This is a genomic window from Nonomuraea sp. NPDC049784, from assembly GCF_040659615.1.
In the GTDB taxonomy this organism is placed as follows: Bacteria; Actinomycetota; Actinomycetes; order Streptosporangiales; family Streptosporangiaceae; genus Nonomuraea.
Genome location: NZ_JBFAMX010000724.1, coordinates 1 through 4626, shown reverse-complemented (window position 1 = coordinate 4626; position 4626 = coordinate 1). Strand labels below are relative to the sequence as shown.

Below are 4626 nucleotides of genomic sequence, written 5' to 3'. Positions count from 1 at the left end.
CCAGCCGCATGCCGCGCCTGGCCACCCTGAGCCCGGCCGGGCCGAGCGGCGAGTTGGCCCGCTGGACCCGCCGGTCCTGGCCGAGCACCACCGCCGGCACCGAGCCGAACCTGGCCAGCGCGAGCAGCAGCCCCGGCTCGTGCTCGCCCTCTCCGCTGCCGCTGAGCGGGGTCACGTCGGTGGCGGCGAGCTTGAGCAGCGCGCGCACGCCTGGCCGGTCGTCGCGACGCGAGCGGGTGATCGCCTCCCACGCCTCGACGGGCCGCAGGTCCTCCTCCGGAGGGGCGCCGGCCACGACGCCTGATCTGTCGTCGGCGAGCACGCCAAGCGCCTTGATCGCGAGCTCCCGCGCCTCCTCGGCCGGCACCACCGCGTCGAGCAGCCCCTTGCGGTGCAGGTTCTCCGAGACCTGCACGCCCTCGGGGAACGGGTACCCGTGCAGCGACTCGAACACCCGCGGCCCCAGGAACCCGATCAGCGCCCCCGGCTCGGCCAACGTGACGTGCCCGAGCGACCCCCACGACGCGAACACCCCGCCCGTCGTCGGATGCCGCAGGTAGACCAGGTAGGGCAGGCCCTCGGCCCGGTGCGCCTGGATCGCGGCGGTGATCTTCACCATCTGGACGAACGCGAGCGCGCCCTCCTGCATGCGCGTGCCGCCCGACGCGGGCGCGGCCAGCAGCGGCAGCCGCTCGCGGGTGGCCCGCTCGACGGCGGCCGTGAACCGCTCGGCCGCCACCACCCCGATCGAGCCCGCCATGAACGAGAACTCGCAGACCGCGATGGCCACCCTGCGGCCGCCGAGCAGCCCTTCGCCGGTGATGACGGCCTCGTCGTAGCCGGACTTGACCCGGGCCGCGGCCAGCTCGTCGGCGTAGGAGGAGCCGGGTTGCGCGGGGTCGGCGGGCGGCGCGTCCCACGATTTCCACGACCCCCGGTCGAGGATCGTTTCGATCAGTGTGCGCGCGTCCGGACGGCTCACTATCGCTCCCTAGATGTCAGCCAGCGTTGCAATGTTGACGCACGAAGACGCCGTCCGGTGCCACGGAATACGGATCATCGTTCGCGCTCTTCCAGCCAGGCGAGCACCGCGTCGCCGTCCTGGCCGAGCGCGGGCGGCGCGGTGTGCTCGAAGCCGGTCAGCCCGTCGAAGCGCAGCGGCGGCCCGGGCAGCTCGATCTTCCCCAGCACAGGATGCTCCACCTCGACGACCAGGCCCTGCGAGCGGGTCTGCTCCCAGGCGTAGACCTCGTCGAGCGACCTGATCGCGCCCGCCGGCACGCCCTCCTCGCCCAGCCTGGCCAGCCAGTGGGCGCGGTCGTGGGCGGCCAGGGCCTTCTCCATGTCGGCGATCAGCTCGTCCCGGTGCGCGAACCTTTCCCTGTTCGTAGCGTATTTCGGCGCGCCGGGGTCGATGCCGAGCAGCGTGGCGACCTTCTTCCACTGCCCGTCGTTGGCGGCGGCGATCTGCAACATGCCGTCGGCGCAGCGGAAGGCGCCGTAGGGGGCGATGGAGGCGTGGTGGTTGCCGCCGGCGGCCGGCACTTTGCCGCCGACCGTCCAGGCGGTGCCGTGGTAGGAGTGGACGCCGGTGATCGCGGCCAGCAGCGAGGTGCGTACGACGCGGCCCTCACCGGTGCGCTCGCGCTCGTAGAGGGCGCTGACGACGCCGTACGCGCCGTGGATGCCGGCGAGCAGGTCGGCGATGGACGCGCCCACGCGGTACGGCTCGTCGGGCGACGGGCCGGTCAGCGACATCAGGCCCGCCTCGCCCTGGGCGATCTGGTCGTAGCCGGGACGTCCGCCTTCGGGGCCGTCGTGGCCGAAACCGGTGATCGACAGGATGACCAGGCGGGGGTTGAGCTCGTGGAGGCGCTCGGCGGAGAAGCCCAGGCGGTCGAGCACGCCGGTGCGGAAGTTCTCGATGAGGACGTCGCTCTGGCGTACGAGGCGCTCGATGAGCCGTTTGCCCTCGGCGGACTTGAGGTCGACGGCGATGGACTGCTTGTTGCGGTTGGCCGCCAGGAAATAGGTCGAAATTTCGTGATCCGGCCCGACGAACGGCGGCCCCCAGCCGCGTGACTCGTCGCCCCCGTCCGGATGCTCCACCTTGATCACCCGAGCGCCCAGGTCACCCAGCATCTGCGCTGCGTGCGGCCCGGCAAGGGCCCTGGACAAGTCGAGCACGACTATGTCGCCGAGGGGTCCGAGCAAGATCAACCTCCCACTTGCGTTCGGGGCGAAAGAACATTCTCTCAGTTGCACATACCCGGCCATCTACCCTGGGTCGGGTGAATCACTGGGCCGAGCACATCATGAGCCTGCGGCCGTCGTGCGGCTCCGTCCGGCTGGTGGCCGTGGACGGGCCGGCGGGGGCGGGCAAGACGACCTTCGCGGTCCGGCTGGGGGCGGCGCTCGGCTGCCAGGTGATCCACAGCGACCACTTCCCCGTGCCGTGGGAGGGCGGACCGGGCGGCTGGTTCCACGCGCTGGAGTCGCAGGTGCTCGTGCCGCTGCGGGACGGTCTGCCCGGCGGTTTTCGCAGGTACGACTGGGTACGCGGCGAATACGCCGAGCGCGTTTCCGTCCCGGTCCCCTCTGCCCTGGTCATCGAGGGCGTCGGCACGGCCCGCGCCTCCATCGCCGATCTGCTGGCGTTCACCGTCTGGCTGGAGGCTCCTCGGGAGACGCGGTTCGCACGGGTCATGGAGCGGGACGGGGCCGAGCTGGAACCCCGGTGGCGGGAGTGGTTCGCGGCGGAGGAGGAGTGGTTCGCCGAGGACCGGACCCGGGAGCGAGCCGACCTGGTCGTCTCCACCGGTTAGAGATGCGTGACGTCGTTGAACCGGACGAGCCCGGAACGGTCCCAGACGGACACGGAGCCGTTCAGCACCGGCGCGAACTCCAGCACGGCCGCCAGCTCCGCGTCAGGGCCGCCGGCGATGACGTGGCGCAGCCCCAGCACCACCGAGTCATGGGCGACGATCAGCACCCGCCGACCGGCCGCGTGCTCGCGCAGATCGGCGAGGAGGTCGCGGAGCCTGACCACGACGTCGGCCAGGGACTCGCCGCCGGGCGGCCGGAAGGCGTAGGCCCCCTCGGCCTCTCGCCGCGCCAGCTCCCCGGGGAACCTCTCCCTGATCGCCGCCAGGTTGTAGTGCGCGAACGCCCCCGCCTCCTGGTCCCTGAGCCGCTCGTCCACGGTCACCGGCAGTGGGCCGGCGCCCCACGCCTCCAGGGCCACCCGCCACGTGTCGAGCGCCCGCAGGTAGGGCGAGCACCACACCACCTCGGGCGCCTCGGCAGCGGGCATGGCCGCCAGTAACCGCCCGACCGCCGCCGCCTGCGCCCTGCCCAGTCCGGTCAGCGTCACCTCATGGTCGCCCGGCTCGTAGAACAGCGGCCGGTCGCCGGCCTGCTGGTGGGCGAGATTCGCCTGGCTTTGTCCGTGTCGCACCGCGATGATTCGCTCCGGGGGCATTCCGACATCTTGTCACGGACCTACTCACCGGATTACGGTCAAGACCGTTATATCGATTTCGGAGGTCGTACGTGCGCACCATCATCGCAGCGCTCCTTGTTGCCTTATCACTCTCAGCTCCGGCCCAGGCCGAATCCACGGCAGCCCCGCCCACCGGATGCGGCTTCAAGAACCTCGGCACGCTCCCGCTGACCGGCGCCACCACCGCGGGGACCGCGCTGGACGCCGGCCACCCCGACGGCCCGCGGGTCTACTCCGTCACCTCCAGCGCCTCCGGCCCGGCGCTGCTCGGGATCAGGGACGCCCGCGACGGCCGCCTGATCGGCGAGCGGCCGCTGCCGCTCGCACTCGGCTCCTGGGCCGTCACGGTCGCCCCGGACCACTCGGTGTACGTGGGCAGCTACAACGCCACCGCCGGAGCGATGGGCCGCCTCTTCCGCTACACGCCGTCCACCGACCAGGTGAGCGAGCTCGGCATCCCCATCGCGACCGAGACGTTCGTCTGGACCGTCGCCGCCAGCCCGGACGGCTCCGCCGTCTACGGCGGCACCTCGCCCACCGGCAAGCTCTTCCGCTACGACACCGCGACCGGCGCCTTCACCGACCTGGGCAGCCCGGTCCCCGGCGACCAGTACGTCAGGGACCTGGCCGTGGACGAGGACGGCACCCTCTACGCCGGCGTCGGCGCGCGCAGCATGAAGGTCGCGGTGCTCTCCCCCGCCGGCACTGTCGAGCGGGTGATCGACCCGCCCGTCGAGGGCAGCGGCTACGCCTACGACGTGGACCTGGCCGGCCGCTACCTGCTGGTCCGCTTCGTCACCTCCACCGGCGCCAACCCCATGGGCGTGTACGACCTGGACAAGCGCGAGTGGAAGGACGTCGTGGCGGACGTCGACAACCTCACCGTCGGCGGCGGCCGGCACGGCCGGGACCTCTACCTGTTCCAGCACGACGAGCTCGTCAGATACGACCTCGAGACCGGAGAGATCACCAAGCTGGGCTTCACCGAGTACGGGGAGGGCGCCGCCCGCCCGCTCGGCTGGTTCGGCCACACGCTCGTCGGCACCAGCTCGACCGGCCGCATCTGGCAGTTCGACCGCAGGACCGGGCAGGGCCGGCTGCTCGACGGCACGCTGACCGGCCAG

The 4626-nt window shown here is 72.1% G+C and carries 4 protein-coding genes and 1 pseudogene; 2 read left to right on the top strand and 3 right to left on the bottom strand.

Annotation, left to right across the window (positions count from 1 at the left end):
• The coding region (locus tag AB0J09_RS56885) for a carboxyl transferase domain-containing protein (RefSeq protein WP_360711093.1) at positions 1-982 on the bottom strand (982 nt) is incomplete at its 3' end.
• Positions 983-1056: 74 nt separating this feature from the next.
• Positions 1057-2214, bottom strand: coding sequence for a CoA transferase (locus AB0J09_RS56880; RefSeq protein ID WP_360711090.1), 1158 nt, complete (start codon positions 2212-2214; stop codon positions 1057-1059).
• A 77-nt stretch (positions 2215-2291) separates the two neighbouring features.
• Between AB0J09_RS56880 and AB0J09_RS56875 the strand changes: the two genes are divergently transcribed.
• Positions 2292-2825, top strand: a complete 534-nt coding sequence (locus tag AB0J09_RS56875; protein WP_360711087.1) for a hypothetical protein — start codon at positions 2292-2294, stop codon at positions 2823-2825.
• Here the strand turns inward: AB0J09_RS56875 and AB0J09_RS56870 are convergent.
• The gene (locus AB0J09_RS56870; RefSeq protein ID WP_360711084.1) at positions 2822-3481 is read right to left on the bottom strand and encodes a histidine phosphatase family protein; all 660 of its coding nucleotides are present in this window, start codon (positions 3479-3481) and stop codon (positions 2822-2824) included. The two genes, AB0J09_RS56875 and AB0J09_RS56870, sit on opposite strands and share 4 nt — an antisense overlap.
• Before the next feature lie 71 nt (positions 3482-3552).
• Here AB0J09_RS56870 and AB0J09_RS56865 point away from each other — a divergent pair.
• Positions 3553-4626, top strand: a pseudogene (locus tag AB0J09_RS56865) (hypothetical protein); the annotation flags it as partial.